16 protein-coding genes, 2 rRNA genes and 1 riboswitch are annotated in these 21307 nt (G+C 68.3%); of the genes, 13 read left to right on the forward strand and 5 right to left on the reverse strand.

Annotated elements, in window-relative coordinates; genetic code table 11:
• The first annotated feature begins 211 nt into the window (after positions 1-211).
• From BLW57_RS32415 to BLW57_RS32470, 12 genes are all read left to right on the forward strand, one after another.
• A 23S ribosomal RNA gene (locus tag BLW57_RS32415) occupies positions 212-3332 on the forward strand.
• Positions 3333-3418: 86 nt separating this feature from the next.
• A 5S ribosomal RNA gene (gene rrf, locus BLW57_RS32420) occupies positions 3419-3535 on the forward strand.
• A gap of 109 nt (positions 3536-3644) precedes the next feature.
• On the forward strand, positions 3645-4253 hold the full coding sequence (locus BLW57_RS32425; RefSeq protein WP_093479287.1) for a cardiolipin synthase ClsA: 609 nt from the start codon (positions 3645-3647) through the stop codon (positions 4251-4253).
• Positions 4254-4367: 114 nt separating this feature from the next.
• On the forward strand, positions 4368-6863 hold the full coding sequence (locus BLW57_RS32430) for a mannose-1-phosphate guanyltransferase (RefSeq protein ID WP_093479288.1): 2496 nt from the start codon (positions 4368-4370) through the stop codon (positions 6861-6863).
• 174 nt (positions 6864-7037) lie between these two features.
• Positions 7038-7952 carry a DUF881 domain-containing protein gene (locus BLW57_RS32435; protein ID WP_093479289.1) on the forward strand — a complete coding sequence of 305 codons (915 nt, stop codon included), beginning with the start codon at positions 7038-7040 and terminating at the stop codon, positions 7950-7952.
• Positions 7949-8281: a small basic family protein gene (locus BLW57_RS32440; RefSeq protein WP_003988855.1), complete on the forward strand. Its 333-nt coding sequence runs from the start codon at positions 7949-7951 to the stop codon at positions 8279-8281. Before BLW57_RS32435 ends, BLW57_RS32440 begins: the two co-directional genes overlap by 4 nt.
• 5 nt (positions 8282-8286) lie before the next feature.
• A complete protein-coding gene (locus BLW57_RS32445; RefSeq protein WP_093479290.1) occupies positions 8287-9225 on the forward strand; it encodes a DUF881 domain-containing protein in 939 nt (312 codons plus the stop codon).
• Positions 9226-9415: 190 nt separating this feature from the next.
• On the forward strand, positions 9416-10246 hold the full coding sequence (locus BLW57_RS32450; RefSeq protein WP_180361916.1) for an FHA domain-containing protein: 831 nt from the start codon (positions 9416-9418) through the stop codon (positions 10244-10246).
• Between the two features lie 44 nt (positions 10247-10290).
• Positions 10291-11028 carry a transcriptional regulator FtsR gene (locus BLW57_RS32455; protein ID WP_093479292.1) on the forward strand — a complete coding sequence of 246 codons (738 nt, stop codon included), beginning with the start codon at positions 10291-10293 and terminating at the stop codon, positions 11026-11028.
• Positions 11029-11112: 84 nt separating this feature from the next.
• The gene (locus tag BLW57_RS32460; RefSeq protein WP_026253112.1) at positions 11113-11586 is read left to right on the forward strand and encodes a bifunctional nuclease family protein; all 474 of its coding nucleotides are present in this window, start codon (positions 11113-11115) and stop codon (positions 11584-11586) included.
• A 254-nt stretch (positions 11587-11840) separates the two neighbouring features.
• The gene (locus BLW57_RS32465) at positions 11841-12524 is read left to right on the forward strand and encodes a MerR family transcriptional regulator (protein ID WP_176985800.1); all 684 of its coding nucleotides are present in this window, start codon (positions 11841-11843) and stop codon (positions 12522-12524) included.
• 68 nt (positions 12525-12592) lie between these two features.
• Entirely contained in the window at positions 12593-14095 is a 1503-nt protein-coding gene (locus BLW57_RS32470) for a DNA polymerase IV (RefSeq protein ID WP_093479293.1), read from the forward strand.
• A gap of 164 nt (positions 14096-14259) precedes the next feature.
• Here the strand turns inward: BLW57_RS32470 and BLW57_RS32475 are convergent, their stop codons facing one another.
• Positions 14260-14631 carry a PRC-barrel domain-containing protein gene (locus BLW57_RS32475; RefSeq protein WP_176985801.1) on the reverse strand — a complete coding sequence of 124 codons (372 nt, stop codon included), beginning with the start codon at positions 14629-14631 and terminating at the stop codon, positions 14260-14262.
• A 119-nt stretch (positions 14632-14750) separates the two neighbouring features.
• Positions 14751-14846, forward strand: a riboswitch (glycine riboswitch).
• 174 nt (positions 14847-15020) lie between these two features.
• On the opposite strand from BLW57_RS32475, the gene gcvP reads away from it, so the two are divergent.
• On the forward strand, positions 15021-17906 hold the full coding sequence (gcvP, locus tag BLW57_RS32480) for an aminomethyl-transferring glycine dehydrogenase (protein WP_093479295.1): 2886 nt from the start codon (positions 15021-15023) through the stop codon (positions 17904-17906).
• 53 nt (positions 17907-17959) lie between these two features.
• Here gcvP and BLW57_RS32485 read toward each other — a convergent pair whose 3' ends face one another.
• From BLW57_RS32485 to modA, 4 genes are read right to left on the reverse strand one after another with little or no spacing between them, the layout of a single operon-like run.
• Positions 17960-18379, reverse strand: a complete 420-nt coding sequence (locus BLW57_RS32485; protein ID WP_093479296.1) for a TOBE domain-containing protein — start codon at positions 18377-18379, stop codon at positions 17960-17962.
• Between the two features lie 28 nt (positions 18380-18407).
• On the reverse strand, positions 18408-19565 hold the full coding sequence (locus BLW57_RS32490) for an ABC transporter ATP-binding protein (RefSeq protein WP_093479297.1): 1158 nt from the start codon (positions 19563-19565) through the stop codon (positions 18408-18410).
• Positions 19562-20422, reverse strand: coding sequence for an ABC transporter permease (locus BLW57_RS32495; RefSeq protein WP_093479298.1), 861 nt, complete (start codon positions 20420-20422; stop codon positions 19562-19564). Before BLW57_RS32495 ends, BLW57_RS32490 begins: the two co-directional genes overlap by 4 nt.
• Entirely contained in the window at positions 20419-21219 is an 801-nt protein-coding gene (modA, locus tag BLW57_RS32500) for a molybdate ABC transporter substrate-binding protein (RefSeq protein WP_256339857.1), read from the reverse strand. Before modA ends, BLW57_RS32495 begins: the two co-directional genes overlap by 4 nt.
• Positions 21220-21307: the final 88 nt, after the last annotated feature.

Consider the following 21307-nt stretch of genomic DNA (forward strand, 5'->3'; position numbering starts at 1 on the left):
TCGGCCGGATGTCACGGGTCGGAGGCTGCAAGTACTGCTCGCAAGAGCGTGGAAAGCATGATCTTCGGACGGGATCGGGTCGGGCACGCTGTTGGGTGTCTGAGGGAATGTTCTTCCTTCAGTCGCCGGCCCCGGTAAAGCATCGCGTAAGTGGTGTGTGACGGGTGGCTGGTCGTTGTTTGAGAACTGCACAGTGAACGCGAGCATCTGTGGCCAAGTTTTTAAGGGCGCACGGTGGATGCCTTGGCACCAGGAACCGATGAAGGACGTGGGAGGCCACGATAGTCCCCGGGGAGTCGTCAACCAGGCTTTGATCCGGGGGTTTCCGAATGGGGAAACCCGGCAGTCGTCATGGGCTGTCACCCGCTGCTGAACACATAGGCAGTGTGGAGGGAACGAGGGGAAGTGAAACATCTCAGTACCCTCAGGAAGAGAAAACAACCGTGATTCCGGGAGTAGTGGCGAGCGAAACCGGATGAGGCCAAACCGTATGCGTGTGAGACCCGGCAGGGGTTGCGCATGCGGGGTTGTGGGATCTCTCTTCTGCGGTCTGCCGGCCGTAGGACGAGTCAGAAACCGTTGATGTAGGCGAAGGACATGCGAAAGGTCCGGCGTAGAGGGTAAGACCCCCGTAGTCGAAACGTCAACGGCTCGTTTGAGAGACACCCAAGTAGCACGGGGCCCGAGAAATCCCGTGTGAATCTGGCGGGACCACCCGCTAAGCCTAAATATTCCCTGGTGACCGATAGCGGATAGTACCGTGAGGGAATGGTGAAAAGTACCGCGGGAGCGGAGTGAAATAGTACCTGAAACCGTGTGCCTACAAGCCGTGGGAGCGTCGGATGCAGCTTGCTGTATCTCGTGACTGCGTGCCTTTTGAAGAATGAGCCTGCGAGTTTGCGGTGTGTTGCGAGGTTAACCCGGGTGGGGAAGCCGTAGCGAAAGCGAGTCCGAACAGGGCGATTCAGTAGCACGCTCAAGACCCGAAGCGGAGTGATCTAGCCATGGGCAGGTTGAAGCGGAGGTAAGACTTCGTGGAGGACCGAACCCACCAGGGTTGAAAACCTGGGGGATGACCTGTGGTTAGGGGTGAAAGGCCAATCAAACTCCGTGATAGCTGGTTCTCCCCGAAATGCATTTAGGTGCAGCGTCGTGTGTTTCTTGCCGGAGGTAGAGCACTGGATAGGCGATGGGCCCTACCGGGTTACTGACCTTAGCCAAACTCCGAATGCCGGTAAGTGAGAGCGCGGCAGTGAGACTGTGGGGGATAAGCTCCATGGTCGAGAGGGAAACAGCCCAGAGCATCGACTAAGGCCCCTAAGCGTACGCTAAGTGGGAAAGGATGTGGAGTCGCACAGACAACCAGGAGGTTGGCTTAGAAGCAGCCACCCTTGAAAGAGTGCGTAATAGCTCACTGGTCTAGTGATTCCGCGCCGACAATGTAGCGGGGCTCAAGCGTACCGCCGAAGTCGTGTCATTGCAGCAATAAGCCCCAACGGGTGCTGTGATGGGTAGGGGAGCGTCGTCTGCCGGGTGAAGCAGCACCGGAAGGTAGTTGTGGACGGTTGACGAGTGAGAATGCAGGCATGAGTAGCGATACAAACGTGAGAAACGTTTGCGCCGATTGACTAAGGGTTCCTGGGTCAAGCTGATCTGCCCAGGGTAAGTCGGGACCTAAGGCGAGGCCGACAGGCGTAGTCGATGGATAACCGGTTGATATTCCGGTACCCGCTGTGAAGCGTCAAACATCGAGCATCGTGATGCTAAGGCCGTGAAGCCGCCCTGATCTCTTCGGAGTTGAGGGGAGTGGTGGAGCCGCCGAACCAAGCGGTTAGTAGGTGAGTGATGGGGTGACGCAGGAAGGTAGTCCATCCCGGGCGGTGGTTGTCCCGGGGTAAGGGTGTAGGACGCAAGGTAGGCAAATCCGCCTTGCACATAGTCTGAGACCTGATGCCGAGCCGATTGTGGTGAAGTGGATGATCCTATGCTGTCGAGAAAAGCCTCTAGCGAGTTTCATGGCGGCCCGTACCCTAAACCGACTCAGGTGGTCAGGTAGAGAATACCGAGGCGTTCGGGTGAACTATGGTTAAGGAACTCGGCAAAATGCCCCCGTAACTTCGGGAGAAGGGGGGCCACGCTCGGTGATCCGATTTACTCGGTGAGCTGGGGGTGGCCGCAGAGACCAGCGAGAAGCGACTGTTTACTAAAAACACAGGTCCGTGCGAAGCCGTAAGGCGATGTATACGGACTGACGCCTGCCCGGTGCTGGAACGTTAAGGGGACCGGTTAGCTCCATTTCGGTGGGGCGAAGCTGAGAACTTAAGCGCCAGTAAACGGCGGTGGTAACTATAACCATCCTAAGGTAGCGAAATTCCTTGTCGGGTAAGTTCCGACCTGCACGAATGGCGTAACGACTTCTCGACTGTCTCAACCATAGGCCCGGTGAAATTGCACTACGAGTAAAGATGCTCGTTTCGCGCAGCAGGACGGAAAGACCCCGGGACCTTTACTACAGTTTGATATTGGTGTTCGGTTCGGCTTGTGTAGGATAGCTGGGAGACTTTGAAGCAGCCACGCCAGTGGTTGTGGAGTCGTCGTTGAAATACCAGTCTGGTCGTGCTGGATGTCTAACCTGGGTCCGTGATCCGGATCAGGGACAGTGTCTGATGGGTAGTTTAACTGGGGCGGTTGCCTCCCAAAGGGTAACGGAGGCGCCCAAAGGTTCCCTCAGCCTGGTTGGCAATCAGGTGTTGAGTGTAAGTGCACAAGGGAGCTTGACTGTGAGACCGACGGGTCGAGCAGGGACGAAAGTCGGGACTAGTGATCCGGCGGTGGCTTGTGGAAGCGCCGTCGCTCAACGGATAAAAGGTACCCCGGGGATAACAGGCTGATCTTCCCCAAGAGTCCATATCGACGGGATGGTTTGGCACCTCGATGTCGGCTCGTCGCATCCTGGGGCTGGAGTCGGTCCCAAGGGTTGGGCTGTTCGCCCATTAAAGCGGTACGCGAGCTGGGTTTAGAACGTCGTGAGACAGTTCGGTCCCTATCCGCTGTGCGCGTAGGAATATTGAGAAGGGCTGTCCCTAGTACGAGAGGACCGGGACGGACGAACCTCTGGTGTGCCAGTTGTCCTGCCAAGGGCATGGCTGGTTGGCTACGTTCGGGAGGGATAACCGCTGAAAGCATCTAAGCGGGAAGCCTGCTTCGAGATGAGTATTCCCACCTCCTTGAGAGGGTAAGGCTCCCAGTAGACGACTGGGTTGATAGGCCAGATATGGAAGCCGGGCAACCGGTGGAGTTGACTGGTACTAATAGGCCGAGGGCTTGTCCATTGATGCTCGCGTTCACTGTGTTGGTTCTGAAACCACGACCAGGTCGCCCCCGTGTGTGGGCGTTTCGGTTGAGAGTTTCATAGTGTTTCGGTGGTCATAGCGTGAGGGAAACGCCCGGTTACATTCCGAACCCGGAAGCTAAGCCTCACAGCGCCGATGGTACTGCAGGGGGGACCCTGTGGGAGAGTAGGACGCCGCCGAACTCCTTTTACAGCTCCGGCTCTTGGGCATACGCCCGAGGGCCGGAGCTTTTTTGCGTTGAGGTAGGGTCAGGGGGCATCATCGGATCCTTTTCGCACAGGAGGCCCCCGGGTGGAGGTCCAGGAGACCCGTGTCCAGACGGAGCGGGTCCTCACCATCCCCAACATCCTCAGCATGGCGCGGCTCGTCGGCGTACCCGTCTTCCTGTGGTTGATCCTCAGGCCGGAGTTCGGCGGCCCCAAGAGCGATGGCTGGGCTCTCCTCGTGCTGGCGTTCAGCGGGGTCAGTGACTATCTGGACGGCAAGCTCGCGCGCCGCTGGAATCAGATCAGCAGCCTCGGCCGGCTCCTCGATCCCGCCGCCGACCGGCTCTACGTACTTTCCACGCTGCTCGGTCTCACCTGGCGGGAGATCCTGCCGGTCTGGCTCACCGCCCTGCTGCTGGCGAGAGAACTGGTTCTCCTGGTGATGGTGGGCATCCTCCGCCGGCACGGCTATCCGCCGCCGCAGGTGAACTTCCTCGGGAAGGCCGCCACGTTCAACCTGATGTACGCCTTCCCGCTGCTGCTCCTCAGCGACGGCACTGGTTGGATCGCGTCACTCGCTGCCATTTTCGGATGGGCGTTCGCCGGATGGGGTACAACGCTCTATTGGTGGGCAGGAGTGTTGTACGTGGTACAGGTCCGCCGTTTGGTGCGCGCGGACGCCATGGCCGATTGAGCTCGGCGATTGCCCGAACGTAACGCCTCGATGGCCCGCGGTCGAAATGTGCGGGACAATCAAGACGGGTGAAGTCGGCTAGACCGTCATCTCTTGGAGGAGGACGCTTCCGACATGAAGGCCGTCGTGATGGCCGGTGGCGAAGGCACTCGCCTGCGCCCCATGACCTCGAGCATGCCCAAGCCTCTCCTGCCCGTGGCGAACCGCCCGATCATGGAGCACGTGCTTCGGCTGCTCAAAAGGCACGGGCTCAACGAGACCGTCGTCACCGTGCAGTTCCTGGCATCGCTCGTCAAGAACTACTTCGGTGATGGCGAAGAGCTCGGAATGGAGCTCACATATGCCAATGAGGAGAAGCCACTCGGTACCGCCGGAAGCGTCAAGAACGCCGAAGAGGCGTTGAAGGACGATGCCTTCCTCGTCATTTCCGGCGATGCCCTGACCGACTTCGACCTCACCGAGCTGATCAATTTCCACAAGGACAAGGGCGCGCTCGTCACGGTCTGCCTGACGCGCGTGCCCAACCCGCTGGAGTTCGGCATCACCATCGTCGACGAAGAAGGCAAGGTCGAACGCTTCCTGGAGAAGCCGACCTGGGGTCAGGTCTTCTCCGACACGGTCAACACGGGCATCTATGTCATGGAGCCCGAGGTGTTCAACTACGTCGACCCCGACGTTCCGGTCGACTGGTCCGGCGATGTCTTCCCCCAGTTGATGAAGGAAGGCAAGCCCATCTACGGCTACATCGCCGAGGGCTACTGGGAGGACGTCGGCACCCACGAGAGCTATGTGAAGGCCCAGGCGGACGTCCTCGAGGGCAAGGTCAACGTCGCCCTCGACGGCTTCGAGATCTCGCCGGGCGTATGGGTCGCCGAAGGGGCCGAGGTACATCCCGACGCCGTGCTGCGCGGGCCGCTCTACATCGGCGACTACGCGAAGGTCGAGGCCGGCGCGGAGATCCGCGAGCACACGGTCGTCGGCTCGAACGTGGTCGTGAAGAGCGGTGCCTTCCTGCACAAGGCCGTGGTGCACGACAACGTGTACGTCGGACAGCACAGCAATCTGCGCGGCTGCGTCATCGGCAAGAACACCGACATCATGCGGGCTGCCCGGATCGAGGACGGCGCGGTCATCGGTGACGAGTGCCTGATCGGTGAAGAATCGATCGTTCAGGGCAACGTCCGCGTCTACCCGTTCAAGACCATCGAGGCCGGCGCCTTCGTCAACACCTCGGTCATCTGGGAGTCCCGCGGACAGGCCCACCTGTTCGGTGCCCGAGGCGTCTCCGGCATCCTGAACGTGGAGATCACACCGGAACTGGCGGTGCGGCTCGCCGGTGCGTACGCGACGACCCTCAAGAAGGGCTCGACGGTCACCACCGCGCGTGACCACTCCCGAGGCGCCCGGGCACTCAAGAGAGCGGTCATCTCCGCGCTGCAGGCCAGCGCCATCGACGTACGCGACCTGGAGAACGTGCCGCTGCCGGTGGCCCGGCAGCAGACCGCCCGCGGCAGCGCCGGCGGGATCATGATCCGTACCTCGCCCGGTGTGCCGGACTCGGTCGACATCATGTTCTTCGACGGCAACGGCGCGGACCTCTCGCAGGGCAGCCAGCGGAAGCTGGACCGGGTGTTCGCCCGCCAGGAGTACCGGCGCGCGTTCCCCGGCGAGATCGGTGACCTGTACTTCCCGGCGAGCGTCTTCGACTCGTACACCGGGTCGCTTCTGCGGAACGTCGACACCACCGGGATCGCGGAGGCGGGTCTCAAGGTCGTCGTGGACGCCTCCAACGGAAGCGCCGGGCTCGTGCTGCCCAGCCTGCTGGGCAAGCTGGGCGTGGACTCGCTGACCATCAATCCCGGTCTCGACGAGTCCAGGCCCACGGAGACGGCCGACATGCGCCGGAGCGGGCTGGTGCGGCTCGGCGAGATAGTTGCCTCTTCAGGTGCCGCCTTCGGTGTGCGGTTCGATCCTGTCGGCGAGCGGCTGTCGCTCGTGGACGAGAAGGGCCGGATCATCGAGGACGACCGGGCGCTGCTGGTGATGCTGGACCTGGTCGCCGCCGAGCGGCGCAGCGGCCGGGTCGCGCTGCCGGTCACCACGACCCGGATCGCCGAGCAGGTGGCCGCCTACCACGGCACCCAGGTCGAGTGGACGACGACGTCGCCCGACGACCTCACGCGCGTGGGCGGCGAGGAAGGCACGATCTTCGGCGGTGACGGCAAGGGCGGCTTCATCGTGCCCGAGTTCAGCAGCGTCTACGACGGCACGGCGGCCTTTGTACGGCTGATCGGGCTCGTGGCGCGGACGCAGCTCACCCTGAGCCAGATCGACGCCCGGATCCCGCGTGCGCACGTCCACAAGCGGGACCTGGCCACTCCGTGGGCCGTCAAGGGTCTGGTGATGCGGCGCGTGGTCGAGGCGGCTGGGGATCGCTTTGTCGACACGACCGATGGGGTGCGGGTCGTGGAGACCGACGGGCGCTGGGTGATGGTGCTGCCCGACCCCGCCGAGGCGGTCACGCATCTGTGGGCCGAGGGGCCCGACGACGCGTCCGCGCAGGCGCTGCTGGACGAGTGGGCGGCCGTGGTGGACAGCGCAGGCCGGTGAGGCCGGTGACGGTGGACGGTTCCCGGAGCGGGGCCGCCGGCTTCTGACGGTCGGCGGCCCCGCTCCGGGAGGGCGAAAACCACCGCACGCGCGCGTGCCGGACAAGTGTCCCCAAGGGGGCCTGTCCGGCACGCCGGTGGGGCCATTCGGAGGTACTGCTCGCGACATGCGACGATGTGCGGCATGCCGCAGCAACCCCCCGTTCGGAGCAGCCCCACGCGGCCGTCGCGCCCGGACGCCTCCATGTCGTTGATCACCAACGTCATGGACCACAGCCTCGACGACGGGTATGCCGAGGCCGCGGCCCGGAGGAAGACGCAGGGCGAGGGCGGGCTGCCGAAGACCCTCCGCGCGAAGCTGGGCCTGGCGGCCGGTCTCGTCCTCGCCGCGCTGGTCGTGACCCTCGGGGCGGCGCAGGCGCGGGTGGCGGCCCCTGTGGTGGCCAAGGAACGCCAGGAGCTGATCGACCGCATCGACGCCGAGACCTCGGCCGCGGACCGGCTCGAGGGCTCCGTGGACAAGCTGCGCGACGAGGTCGGGGCACGGCAGCGGGCGGCGCTGAGGTCGAGCGGCGGCAGCGCCGAGGCGGATCTGGTGGGCCTGCTGTCGGGCGCCACACCGGTGCACGGGCCCGGCGTCCGGCTCGTCGTGAATGACGCCAAGGAGGCCGGCGGCGGCGAGGGGAGCAACCCGCGGGAGACCTCGGGCTTCTCCGACACCGGACGGGTGCGCGACCGGGACATGCAGCGCGTGGTCAACGGGCTGTGGGCCTCGGGGGCCGAGGCCGTCTCCATCAACGGTCAGCGGCTGACCGCCCTGTCCGCGATCAGGGCCGCGGGTGACGCGATACTGGTCGACAACAAGCCGCTGGTGCCGCCGTACACGGTGCTGGCACTGGGGGACGGTCGAAAACTCAGCACCCGGTTCCAGGACAGCCCCGACGGGCTGTATCTGCACGCCCTGAGGGAGAACTACGGCGTCCGCGCCACCATCTCCACGGAGGGCGACGTCCGTCTGCCCGCCGCACCGAGTGTGATCGTACGAACTGCACAGCCGCACGCGGACACAACTGAGAAGGGCACATCGTGATCGCCGTACTGGGCCTCGTCGTGGGAGTCGTGGCCGGCCTGTTGGTCCGGCCCGAGGTTCCGGCGGTCGTCGAGCCTTACCTGCCGATCGCCGTCGTCGCGGCGCTGGACGCCGTCTTCGGTGGTCTGCGGGCCATGCTCGACGGGATCTTCGACGACAAGGTCTTCGTCGTGTCGTTCCTGTCGAACGTGGTCGTCGCCGCCCTGATCGTCTTCCTGGGCGACAAGTTGGGCGTGGGCGCCCAGCTGTCCACGGGCGTCGTCGTGGTCCTCGGTATCCGTATCTTCTCCAACGCCGCGGCGATCCGGCGGCACGTGTTCCGGGCGTGAGGGCGATGAGCGACGAGACCGGCCGGAACGGCCAGGACGAACAGAACCAGATCCCGGAGAACGGCCCCGAGCGGAACGGCTCGGAGCGTCCGGACGCCGCTGACGGCCGCAGTGGCCGGGAGCCCCGCCCGGAGAACGGTCTGCGCAGGGAGCTGCCCGCCGAGGTCCCCGCCCCGGCGCCCGGTGCCGGGCAGACGCCGGGGGAGCGGCCCGAGGAGCCGGTGACCGGCCGGCAGCGGCTGGCCGAGGGATTGTGGCCGCCGCGTGTCACCCGCGCCCAACTCATCGTCGCCGTGCTGCTGTTCGGCCTCGGTTTCGGCCTCGCCGTGCAGGTGGCGTCGAACAGCGACAGCGACAGCGCGCTGCGCGGAGCACGGCAGGAAGATCTTGTTCGCATCCTCGATGAACTGGATTCGCGTACTCAGCGTCTTCAGGACGAGAAGCAGGGACTGGAGAAACAGAGTCAGGAGTTGCAGAGCAGCTCCGACCAGGCCGCGGAGGCGCGCAAGCAGACCGCCGAGAAGGAGAGACAACTCGGCATCCTCGCGGGCACCGTGGCGGCGCAAGGTCCCGGCATCACCATGACGATCGAGGACACGAAGGGGACGGTCCAGGCGGACATGCTGCTCGACGCGATCCAGGAGCTGCGCGCGGCCGGTGCCGAGGCGATCGAGGTCAACGGAGTGCGGGTGGTCGCCAACACCTACCTCACGGACTCCGGTGATTCGGTGAGCGTCGACGGGAACAAGATCAACGCCCCTTATCGTTTCAAGGTCATCGGCAAGCCGCAGGACCTGGAGCCGGCGCTGAACATTCCCGGAGGCGTGGTGCAGACCCTGGAGAAGGAGCAGGCCACGGTGATCGTCGAACGGTCCGACAAGATCGTCGTGGACGCCTTGCGGCACGTGAAGCGGCCTGACTACGCTCGGTCGTCCTCCCAGTGAACCGGTGGTGCATGGGGGACGTCAGGCAGGGGCATGAGGTTGCGGGGGGTCGGCGCACCGAAGAGGTGGCGCGTGGTGGAAACTGTCTGGTGGTTACGGACGTTGTGAAGATGTCCGGCTCGGCCGGTGTAGGCAATCAGGGTTCGTCCTGCCCCACGGGCGGGTCTGTTTCGGTCAAGGGGAATCGCCCGTGAAGTTGTTTGCGAAGTTGTTCGGCAAGAGCGCGCGAGAGGGCAGCGACAACGCGACCGCTCGCCATCGCGCCCAGCCTGACCAGGAAGGACAGCGCCCGCTGTTCCGTGACCAGGTCGCTGGTCCGGGCGGTGACATTTCGGGTGGTCAGGGCGCGGCGTCTGTTGACCCTGCCCAGTCCGGCGGCATAGGTTTCGGGCAACCGTCAACCTCAGGTGCGGGTGGAGGGTTTACCTCCGGTCCGTACGCGTCCAACGCCCCGGGTGGGCAGCCGCGGCAGGAGGATCCGTCGATGTCGGCCCTGGTGTGTACGAGGTGCGGTAACCGCAACGCGGAGAACGCTCGCTTCTGCTCCAACTGCGGTGCGCCGCTGCGTCCCGGTGTGGCGCCCGAGCGCGCCTCCGAGACGACGTCCACGATCTCGATCTCGGGTATCGAGGCCTACGAGGCGGAGGCGACCGGCCAGACCCCGCTGCCGATGCTGTCGCCCGAGGCGCAGGCCGCGGTGGACGCGCTGCCGCTGGGCTCGGCGCTGCTGGTGGTGCGCCGCGGTCCGAACTCGGGCAGCCGCTTCCTGCTGGACAGCGACCTGACCACGGCCGGACGCCACCCGCAGAGCGACATCTTCCTGGACGACGTGACGGTCTCCCGTCGGCACGTGGAGTTCCGGCGCTCCCCGGACGGCTCGTTCACCGTGGCCGACGTGGGCAGCCTGAACGGCACGTACGTCAACCGGGAGCGGATCGACCAGGTCGCCCTGTCGAACGGTGACGAGGTGCAGATCGGCAAGTACCGGCTGGTGTTCTACGCGAGCCGGCAGGGCATCTGACCCGCCCCCGGACCGGCGTCCGGGGGGAACCCCAGGGAAGGTCCATGCTTCACACACCGAGCGGCGGTGCCGGAAGCGGTACCGCCGCCAGGGACAGCGGGCTGATGAGCATCGGCGCAGTGCTGAGCGCGTTGCACGACGAGTTCCCCGAGGTCACCATCTCCAAGATCCGTTTCCTGGAGGCCGAGGGGCTCGTGGAGCCGCAGCGGACCCCGTCGGGGTACCGCAAGTTCAGCGCCGGGGACGTCGAGCGCCTCGGCCATGTCCTGCGGATGCAGCGGGACCACTATCTGCCGCTCAAGGTGATCCGCGAGCACCTCGACGCGATGGAGCGGGGTGAGGCCGTCCCGCTGCCCCTGGTAGGGCGGCAGCGCACCGGGGACGACGTGCCCGTGCGGACCGAGGGACCCACGGTGGCCCGGGTCGGCCGGGCCGAGCTGCTCGCGGCGGCGGACATCGACGAGGGCGAGCTGAAGGAGTGGGAGTCCTACGGGCTCCTAGCTCCGCTGGAGGACGGGGCGTACGAGGCCGAGGCCGTCACCGTGGCCGCGCTCGTCGCCGAGCTGGGCCGGTTCGGCATCGAACCGCGTCACCTCCGGGTGATGAAGGCCGCCGCCGACCGGGAGGCCGGCCTCGTCGACCAGGTGGTGGCCCCGCTCAGGCGGCACCGCAATCCGCAGACCAGGGCACATGCCGAAGCCCGCACGAAGGAGCTGGCGGCGCTCACGGTGCGGCTGCACGCGGCTCTGGTGCATACCGCCCTCGGTGTGCGGCTGCCCTGAGGCGGAGTGCCGGGGGCGGCCGGATCGGCCACCTGTTCCCGGCCCGACTACCCAAACATCCCGGGCACGGCCTAGGGTTGCTGTGTGAACGAGCTCGATGTCGTAGGTGTCCGGGTCGAAATGCCCTCCAACCAACCGATCGTGCTCCTGCGCGAAGTGGGGGGCGACCGTTACCTCCCCATCTGGATCGGACCGGGGGAGGCGACGGCGATCGCTTTCGCCCAGCAGGGCATGGCGCCCGCGCGACCGCTGACCCACGATCTGTTCAAGGACGTGCTGGAGGCCGTCGGCCAGGAGCTGACCGAGGTGCGCATCACCGATCTGCGGGAAGGCGTCTTCTACGCGGAGCTGGTCTTCGCCAGCGGCGTCGAGGTCAGTGCCCGTCCCTCCGATGCCATAGCGCTGGCCCTGCGCACCGGGACGCCGATCTACGGCAGTGACACGGTGCTGGACGACGCGGGTATCGCCATTCCGGACGAGCAGGAGGACGAGGTGGAGAAGTTCCGCGAGTTCCTCGACCAGATCTCGCCCGAGGACTTCGGCACCAGCAGCCAGTGAGCGGCGGACGCGGTGGCCGGCGGAACGAGGGCCGGCCACCTGGTGTGTGCGTCCTGGCTCGGGGGCAAATGCCACCGGCCATTGAGAGCGTCCTACGGCCCGGCGCGAGCGCATTCGGCTAGCCTTTCCCCGCGGTGGGGCACGGAAAACCACTCCTAGGGTGATTATCACTCGGCGTGCCGAGTGTGGCGATCGTTGACGCACCCCTGGTGACTGCCTACCGTCGAGAAGGCAGGTCAAGGACGGAGGTCGGCGTGAGAACGAGCGGCGACGGTACGGCTGGGGGTGCCCCCGGACACGGTCTGGGGGAGAGCGGTCCGTACCCTCCCCCGAGCTCTCAGCTGCGTTCGAACAGGGGTCATCCCCATTCCGGCAGCGCGGTCGACAACGCTCAGCAGCGACCGACGGCGGTGCCGAACGGCGGAGGGGCGGCGTCCATGACGTCCGAGGAGATCGGCTACCGCGGGCCCACGGCCTGCGCGGCCGCCGGCATCACCTACCGGCAGCTCGACTACTGGGCCCGTACCGGCCTCGTCGAGCCGAGTGTGCGGCCCGCGTACGGGTCGGGCACACAGCGTCTGTACAGCTTCCGGGACGTCGTCGTCCTGAAGATCGTCAAGCGGTTCCTCGACACGGGTGTCTCGCTGCAGAACATCCGCACGGCCGTCCAGCACCTGCGGGAACGCGGTTTCCGCGACCTGGAGCGGATGACGCTGATGAGCGACGGGGCGACCGTGTACGAGTGCACCTCGCCGGACGAGGTCCATGCCCTGCTCCAGGGCGGTCAGGGCATCTTCGGGATCGCGGTCGGCGTGGTGTGGCGGGACGTGGAAAGCGCGCTCTCCCAGCTGCACGGTGAGCGCGTCGACACAGGCGAGACCCTCGTCGGTCACAACCCCGCGGACGAGCTGGCGCGGCGCCGCAACCGCGCGGTCTGACCTCCTCGCCGGGCGGGTGCGCCTCGGGCGCACCCGCATTGTCAGTGCCGTGGTGCAGCATCGGAGATGTGAGAAACGCGCCCACGATCCTGCATCTCGACATGGATGCCTTCTTCGCCTCGGTGGAGCAGGCGTCCAAGCCGAGCCTGCGCGGGAAGGCGGTCGTCGTGGGCGGGCTCGGACCGCGCGGGGTGGTGGCGACCGCGTCGTACGAGGCCCGGGTGTTCGGGGTCAACTCGGCGATGCCCATGGCGCAGGCGCGCCGAAGGGCCCCCAACGCCGCCTATCTGGTGCCGCGCTTCACCGTGTACCGGTCGATCAGCGAGCAGGTGATGGCGCTGCTGCGTGAGCTGTCGCCGCTGGTGGAGCCGCTCAGCCTGGACGAGGCGTTCGTGGATCTGGAGGCCGGGGGGACGGCCTGGGACGAGGAGTCGGCGCGGCTGGCCGGGGTGAAGCTGCGCGCGGACATCCGGGCGGCCACCGGGCTCACCGGGTCGGTGGGGCTCGCCGCCTCCAAGATGCTCGCGAAGATCGCCTCCGAGCAGGCCAAGCCGGACGGCCTTGTGCTCATCGAGCCGGGGACCGAGCGGGCACTGCTGGCGCCGATGACGGTCCGGACGCTGCCGGGGGTCGGGCCGGCCACCGGGGACCATCTGCGCAGAGCCGGGATCACCACGGTCGAGGAGCTGGCCGAGGCGGGGGAGGACGAGCTGGTCCGGCTGCTCGGCAAGGCGCACGGGCACGCGCTGTACGCGATGGCCCTGGCGCACGACGATCGGCCCGTGGTGGCCGAGCGGGAGGCCAAGTCGGTGTCGGTCGAGGACACCTACGACGTGGACATCCACGACCGGCTGCGGGTGGGGCTCGAGGTGCAGCGGCTGGCCGACCGCTGTGTGGGGCGGCTGCGCGGTGCCGGGCTGTCGGGGCGGACCATCGTGCTCAAGGTGCGCCGGTACGACTTCTCGACGCTCACCCGTTCCGAGACGCTGCGGGGGCCGACGGACGATCAGGCGGTGATCCGGGAGGCGGCCGCGCGGCTGCTGGAGGCGGTGGACACGACGGGCGGGGTGCGGCTGCTCGGTGTGGGGGTCACGGGGCTCGCGGACTACACCCAGGAGGACCTGTTCGCGCAGGCGGCGCAGCCGCAGTCCTCGGGGGCGGTGGAGGCTCCGCCGGTGGACGCCGTCGCCGAGGTGGTGCCGGCGCCGGAGGAGCCCCCCGAGCGGCACTGGCGCGCGGGTCAGGACGTGCGGCACGCGGAGTACGGGCCCGGCTGGGTGCAGGGCAGCGGGCTGGGGCGGGTCACCGTTCGGTTCGAGACTCCGCAGTCCCCTCCCGGGCGGGTGCGGACGTTCTCGGTCGGGGATCCCGCGCTCGAGGTGGGTGAGCCGCTGCCGCTGGTCCTGGACCCGGGCCCGGCCCACTCGCCCATCCGTCCCACCCCGCCGAGCGGTGCTCCCCACGGGGCTCCGCCCCGGACCCCGGCAGAAGCCGCCGCGCCGACCGCCGGTGGACGGGCGACTCCGGGGGAGACGGCGGACGGCCACGTCGCCGTGCCGGGCAACGGCTGACGCACGGTTCCACCCCGGGCCCCGGCGGGCACCGCGAGGGTGCTGCCGACCGGTGCACCGCCCGCGACGGAGCCGAGCGTTCGCGGACGGGCGGCCGAGGACGTGCGGCGCGCGGGGTGCCGCGGACGTTTTCGGATGGGTGGAGGAGAGGGAGGGTGCCGGGGTCAGGGTTCTTCCGAGCCTGCCAGCTTGCCGAAGTCGTGATCGGGGATCGCGTGGGGCGGCGCCACGTCGAGGCCGTAGTGGTGGTAGAGCTGGAGTTCCTGCTCGGGGGAGAGATGGCGGCCGACGCCGAAGTCGGGGGCGTCCTTGATGAGCGCGCGTTCGAAGGGGACCCGGAGGGCACCCTCGATCAGTTCGCTGGGCTCCAGGGGGACGAAGGCGTCCCGGGAGAACAGGCCGGTGCGTATGGCCGCCCACTCGGGCACGCCGGTGGCGTCGTCGAGGTACACCTCGTCGATGGTGCCGATCTTGGTGCCATTGCGGTCGAACGCCTTGCGGCCGATCAGGTTGCGCGGATCGATGTCGGTCAGCACGGTCCCTCTCCCTCCACGTGGTCGCAACTCATCCGTAAGCACTACAAAAGAGCACATTCAAGGAGGCGGCCACTCGAAGCCCCGGGCGTTGACCTCGCTGGTAGGCTGACAGCGGCTGCTGACCCCGTGCGGGAGAGTCCTCCGACCACCGTCGGAGGCGCCGAAGGAGCAAATCCTCCCCGGAATCTCTCAGGCCCACGTACCGCACGGACGAGGTCACTCTGGAAAGCAGGGCGGATGTCGACGGCGTCCGCCCTCACCGACGGTGAAAGCCGGCGTCCACGGACGTCCGGTGAAGCTCTCAGGTTGAGATGACAGAGGGGGAGGCCGTCGGGGTATCCGTACCGGGGTGCCCCTCGAAGGTCGCGTCAGACCAGGAGGCCTCCGCAATGACCGCCCATCGCACCCCGCTCGCCGAGCTCGAAGCCGGCATTCCCTTCGAGCAGCGCCACATCGGCCCCGACCACGAGGCGCGGGCCAAGATGCTCGCGCACGTCGGCTACGGCTCCCTCGACGACCTGACCGCCGCCGCGGTCCCGGACGTGATCAAGAACGCCGACGCGCTGGACCTGCCGGGGGCCCGCACCGAGGCCGAGGTGCTCGCCGAGCTTCGCTCGCTCGCCGACCGCAACCAGGTCCTCGGGTCCATGATCGGGCTCGGTTACTACGGCACCTTCACCCCGCCGGTCATCCTGCGCAACGTCATGGAGAACCCGGCCTGGTACACCGCCTACACGCCGTACCAGCCGGAGATCTCCCAGGGCCGTCTGGAGGCCCTGCTGAACTTCCAGACGATGGTCGCCGAGCTGACCGGCCTGCCCACCTCCGGCGCCTCCCTGCTGGACGAGGGCACCGCCGCCGCCGAGGCGATGTCGCTGTCCCGGCGCATGGGCAAGAACAAGAAGGGCCTCTTCCTGATCGACGCGGACGCGCTGCCGCAGACGATCGCCGTGATCGAGACCCGTGCCGAGCCGACCGGTGTCGAGGTCGTCGTCGCCGACCTCAGCGACGGCATCCCGGCCGACATCGCCGCCCGTGAGATCAACGGCGTACTGCTCCAGTACCCGGGCGCCTCCGGAGTCGTACGCGACCTCAAGCCGGTCATCGACCGGGCGCACGAGCTGGGCGCCCTCGTCACCGTCGCCGCCGACCTGCTGGCCCTGACCCTGCTGACCTCGCCGGGCGAGCTCGGCGCGGACATCGCCGTCGGCACCACCCAGCGCTTCGGCGTGCCCATGGGCTTCGGCGGTCCGCACGCCGGCTACATGGCCGTCCACGAGAAGTTCGCGCGCAGCCTGCCCGGCCGCCTCGTCGGTGTCTCCGTCGACGCCGACGGCCACAAGGCCTACCGCCTCGCGCTCCAGACGCGTGAGCAGCACATCCGCCGTGAGAAGGCCACCAGCAACATCTGCACCGCGCAGGTCCTGCTCGCGGTGATGGCCGGCATGTACGCCGTCTACCACGGCCCCGAGGGACTGCGGACCATCGCCCGCCGCACCCACCGCTACGCCTCCCTCCTCGCCGCGGGCCTGCGCGGCGGCGGGATCGAGATCGTCCACGGCGCGTACTTCGACACGCTCACCGCGCGCGTCCCCGGCAAGGCCGCCGAGGTCGTCGCCGCTGCCCGGGACAACGGGGTCAACGTGCGCGCGGTCGACGCCGACCACGTCTCCGTCGCCTGCGACGAGACCACCAACCGCGCGCAGCTCGCCGCCGTCTGGTCCGCCTTCGGTGTGGACGCCGACATCGAGGCGCTGGACGCGACGGCCGAGGACACCCTGCCCGAGGCGCGGCTGCGCACCGACGACTACTTGACCCACCCGGTCTTCCACGAGCACCGCTCCGAGACCGCGATGCTGCGCTACCTGCGCAAGCTCGCCGACCGCGACTACGCGCTCGACCGCGGCATGATCCCGCTGGGCTCCTGCACCATGAAGCTCAACGCGACCACCGAGATGGAGCCGGTCACCTGGCCCGAGTTCGGCCAGCTGCACCCCTTCGTGCCCGCCGAGCAGGCCGAGGGCTACCTCACGCTCATCCGCGAGCTGGAGGATCGTCTCGCCGAGGTCACCGGGTACGACAAGGTCTCGCTCCAGCCGAACGCCGGTTCGCAGGGCGAGCTGGCCGGTCTGCTGGCCGTCCGCGGCTACCACCGGGCCAACGGTGACGACCAGCGCACCATCTGCCTCATCCCGTCCTCCGCGCACGGCACCAACGCGGCGAGCGCCGTGATGGCCGGCATGAAGGTCGTCGTCGTCAAGACCGCCGACGACGGCGAGATCGACGTCGAGGACCTGCGCGCCAAGATCGAGAAGCACCGTGACGAGCTGTCCGTGCTGATGATCACCTACCCGTCGACGCACGGTGTGTTCGAGGAGCACGTCGCCGACATCTGCGCGCAGGTGCACGAGGCCGGCGGTCAGGTCTACGTCGACGGCGCCAACCTCAACGCGCTGGTCGGTCTCGCCAAGCCGGGTCACTTCGGCGGTGACGTCTCCCACCTGAACCTGCACAAGACCTTCTGCATCCCGCACGGTGGCGGCGGCCCCGGCGTCGGCCCGGTCGCGGTCCGCGAGCACCTGGCGCCGTACCTGCCGAACCACCCGCTCCAGCCGGCGGCCGGCCCCGAGACGGGCGTCGGCCCGATCTCGGCGGCGCCGTGGGGCAGCGCGGGCATCCTCCCCATCTCGTGGGCGTACGTCCGCCTGATGGGCGGCGAGGGCCTCAAGCGCGCCACCCAGGTCGCCGTGCTCTCGGCGAACTACGTCGCCAAGCGCCTCGAGCCGCACTTCCCGGTTCTCTACACCGGTCCGGGCAACCTGGTCGCGCACGAGTGCATCATCGACCTGCGCCCGCTGACCAAGGCGACCGGCGTCAGCGTGGACGACGTGGCGAAGCGCCTGATCGACTACGGCTTCCACGCGCCGACGATGTCCTTCCCGGTGGCCGGCACGCTGATGATCGAGCCGACCGAGTCGGAGGACCTCATCGAGCTGGACCGTTTCTGCGACGCGATGATCGCCATCCGCGCGGAGATCGAGAAGGTCGGCGCCGGCGCGTGGCCGGCGGAGGACAACCCGCTGGTCAACGCCCCGCACACCGCTGCGGCGCTCGGCGGTGAGTGGACGCACGCCTACAGCCGCGAGGATGCCGTCTTCCCGGCCGGCGTCTCGGCCGCGGACAAGTACTGGCCGCCGGTGCGCCGTATCGACCAGGCCTTCGGCGACCGCAACCTGGTGTGCTCCTGCCCGCCGCTGGACGCCTACGAGGACTGAGCGAACCGACGGTGAAGGCCCCGCCCGGATTCCGGGCGGGGCCTTCGGGCTTCCTACGCCGTCGCCAGCGCGACCTCGGTGGACTTGATCAGGGCGATGACGTCGGAGCCCACGAAGAGCCCGAGGTCGCCGGCCGCGTCCTTGGTGATCGCGGCGGTGAGCTCGCCCCCGGCCATGGAGACCTTCACGGTGGCCATGACCTCGCCGAGCAGGAGCTGGGTGACCGTACCCGGGACCTGGTTGCGGATCGACAGGCCCTCGGTGCGGCTGGTGGCGAGGGCGACCTCGGTCGACTTCACCAGGGCGCGCACCTCGGAGCCCGGGGCGAGGCCGAGCTCCTCGACGGCCTCCAGCGTGATGGCCGCCGTGAGGTTCTGCCCGCCGGCCAGCCGGACCTTCACGGTCGCCATGACCTCACCCGGCCGCACTTCGGTGACGGTGCCGGGAAGCTGATTGCGGATGCTCAGAGTCATGGGCCCTCACCGTAGTGGGGGAGGGCGTTCAGGCCGGGTATGCGTGCGTCTGCGTCGCCTTGACCGTCGCCCAGACCGGTGCACCCGGATGGAGGCCGAGTTCGGCGGCGGCGACCGTGGTGAGGTCCGCGGCCAGGGGCAGCTCACCGGTGAGGTCGGCGCGGATCTGGTCGCCGTGGGTCTCCAGACCGGTGACCTCGCAGCGCCACACGTTCCGTGCGCTCGCGCCAGTGGGCCGGTCGCGGAACAGGGTCACGGCGGAGGGCGGGAACGCCACGAACACCGGCCCGGACAGGTCCTCCGTGGTGGTGATCGAGGGCCCGGCGTCGAGCCGCACCGTGTGCCGGTCGGCCCGCCCCCGGTAGAGGTTGAGGCCGACGAGCTGGGCGATGTAGTCCGTGCGCGGATGACGGGCGATGTCGGAGGGGGTGCCCTGTTGGACGACCCGGCCGTGCTCGACGACCACCAGCCGGTCCGCGAGCACCATGGCGTCCAGCGGGTCGTGGGTGACCAGCACGGCGACCGCCTCGAACTCGGCCAGGTGGCGGCGGAGCTGGGCGCGGACCTCCAGGCGGGTGCGGGCGTCCAGCGCGGCCAGCGGCTCGTCCAGCAGCAGCAGCCGGGGGCGGGTGGCCAGGGCGCGGGCGACCGCCACGCGCTGGGCCTGGCCGCCGGAGAGCCGGCGGGGCTTGGCGGCGGCGTGGTCGGCGAGCCCCATGCGCTCCAGCCACGCGGCGGCCTGCGCGCGCGCCTCCGCCTTGCTCACGCCCTGGCAGCGGGGGCCGAAGGCCACGTTGTCCAGCGCGGACAGGTGCGGGAAGAGCAGGTAGTCCTGGAAGACGACGCCGACCGGACGGTCCTCCGGGGGCGTGCGCTCCAAGGCGGTGCCGTCCAGGCGCAGGTGTCCGCCGGTGAGCGGGACGAGGCCGGCGAGGGCGCGCAGGGCCGTGGTCTTGCCCGCGCCGTTGGGGCCGAGGAGGGCGACGACCTCCCCGGGGACGGCCGTCAGGGCCACGTCCAGGCGGAAGGCGGAACGGTCGACGACGAGGTGGGCGTCCAGACCGGCGCCACGTGCGGGCGGCTCCTGCGGCGGGGCGGCGGCCGCGGAGGGCTCACGTACGGGTGCAGCGTCCCGCTCCCCGGTGGGCTCGGCGTCGCCCGCTGTCTTCGAGAACGGATTGGTCATGATGTCGTCATCCAACGGTCCCGCAGGCCGGCCAGTACCGCGATGGACACGGTCAGCAGGACCAGACTCAGGGCGATGGCGGCCTCCGGGTCGTTCTGCAGGGCGAGGTAGACCGCCAGGGGCATGGTCTGGGTGCGGCCGGGGAAGTTGCCGGCGAAAGTGATCGTGGCGCCGAACTCGCCGAGGGCGCGTGCCCAGGCCAGCACGGAGCCCGCAGCGACACCGGGGGCGATCAGCGGCAGCGTGACCCGGCGGAACGCGGTGAACCGGGACGCGCCGAGCGTGGTGGCCGCCTCCTCGTAGCGCGGGTCGGCCGCGCGCAGCGTGCCCTCGACGCTGATGACCAGGAACGGCATCGCGACGAACGCCTCCGCGATCACCACGCCCGCGGTGGTGAAGGGCAGCGTGATCCCGAACCACGCGTCCAGCCACTGGCCGACGACACCGTTGCGGCCGAGGGCCAGGAGCAGGGCCACACCGCCGACCACGGGAGGCAGGACCAGGGGGAGCGTCACCAGGGCGCGCACGAGACCGCGGCCGGGGAACTCGGTGCGGGCCAGCAGCCAGGCCAGCGGCACGCCCAGGACGAGACTCACCGCCGTGGCGGCGGTGGCGGTGATCAGGGACAGCTGCAGCGCCTGCCACACCTCGGGGCTGGTCAGCTGTTCCGGCAGGCTGCGCCAGGGCGCCCGCAGCAGCAGCGCGAGCAGCGGCAGCAGCAGGAACACCAGGGCGAGCACACCCGGCAGGAGCAGTGGCAGGGGCACCCCGCGCCGGCCCCCCGTGCCGGCGCGGCGGCGCCGCGGCCGGCCCGTGCGGGGGCCGGCCGCGGCGCCGGGTTCGTGCAGCGAGGTCACGGCTTGAGGAACCCGGCCTCGCTCAGCACCTGCCGGCCCTCGGCGGACTGCACGAGGGCGATGAACGCCTTGGCGGTCTGCGCGTGCTCGGCGTTCTTCAGCAGGGCGATCGGGTAGTCGTTGATGGCCTTGGCCGACTCGGGGAACTCCACGCCCTCCACCTTGCCACCCGCGGCCTTCACGTCGGTCTTGTAGACGACGGCCGCGTCGGCCTCCTTTAGCTGCACCTTGTTCAGGGCGCCCTTGACGTCCTGCTCGTAGGAGACCGGGGTGAGCTCGAGGCCGCTGGCGTCGAGGGCCTTCTGCGCGGCGGCGCCGCACGGCACCGTCCTGTCGCACAGGACGACCTTGAGACCGGACTTGGTGAGGTCCTTCAGGGAGGCCACCTTGTGCGGGTTGCCCGGCACGGTGGCGATCTCCAGCTGGTTGCGGACGAAGGTGGCCGGAGTGCCGACCGCGTCCTTCTTGTCCGTCACGATCGCCATGGTCTTGGGGCTCGCGGCGGCGAAGACGTCCGCCGGGGCGCCGCTGGTGATGCTCGCGGCGAGCGCGTCGCTGCCGCCGAAGTTGAAACTGACCTTGGTACCGGGGTGCTGCTTCTCGAACTCCTTGCCCAGCGTCGTGAAGCTCTCCTTCAGGGAGGCCGCCGCGAACACGGTGACCGTGCCGGAGAGCTTCGGCGAGGCCGACGTGCCCGACTTCCCGGAGGTGTCGGTGGCGTTGTCGGAGTCGGACGAGGAGGAGCAGGCGCTGAGTGCCATCAGGGCGGCGGCTCCCGCACCGGCCAGCTGCAGCATCCGGCGGGTCCGGCGCACGGAACGGGTCTTCACGGATCTACTCCTCGGGTTCTGTGGATCAACTGTCGCGCCCTGCCGGTCCAGACGA

Source organism: Streptomyces sp. 1222.5, from assembly GCF_900105245.1.
In the GTDB taxonomy this organism is placed as follows: Bacteria; Actinomycetota; Actinomycetes; order Streptomycetales; family Streptomycetaceae; genus Streptomyces; species Streptomyces albidocamelliae.